Source organism: Kitasatospora sp. SC0581 (assembly GCF_048159585.1).
In the GTDB taxonomy this organism is placed as follows: domain Bacteria; phylum Actinomycetota; class Actinomycetes; order Streptomycetales; family Streptomycetaceae; genus Kitasatospora.
Window position 1 is genome coordinate 1 of record NZ_JBLRWA010000236.1, and the last position, 365, is coordinate 365.

General features: G+C 71.5%; 1 protein-coding gene. It reads right to left on the reverse strand.

Going from position 1 to position 365, the window contains the following annotated elements:
* Window positions 1–33: 33 nt before the first annotated feature.
* A complete protein-coding gene (locus tag ACLWS4_RS37930; RefSeq protein WP_416876567.1) occupies window positions 34–219 on the reverse strand; it encodes a hypothetical protein in 186 nt (61 codons plus the stop codon).
* Window positions 220–365: the final 146 nt, after the last annotated feature.

Consider the following 365-nt stretch of genomic DNA (forward strand, 5'->3'; position numbering starts at 1 on the left):
TCATCGGGCCGACGCTACCGGTCTGACGGGCGGTCACCGACCGGGCCGAAGCTCCTCGGCGGCGTCGCCCTGGTCGTCGGCGGCGCGGTCCAGCTGCGCCACGACGAAGGCCATCGCCACGGTGCCCAGCAGCTCGTCCGCGAGATCGACGGCAGCCGGATCGAGGCCTGCACGGAGGTCGGCCAGCTCGGCGGCAAGCTGCTCCACGTACGCGTCCATGAGGCGATGGTCCGGCGGCCGGCCGCGCCGTTCGAAGTGCCGCGCCGGGGCGCCCGGGTGAGCCGTATCGGCACCGCGAGGTGACGATACCTTGGCACTCCACCGACCATGATCATTCAAATGCCAGAGGTGCGACCGACTCGACC

Coding starts and splice junctions, on each gene's coding strand:
- ACLWS4_RS37930 (WP_416876567.1), bottom strand. CDS start 219: ATGGACGCGTACGTGGAGCAGCTTGCCGCCGAGCTGGCCGACCTCCGT.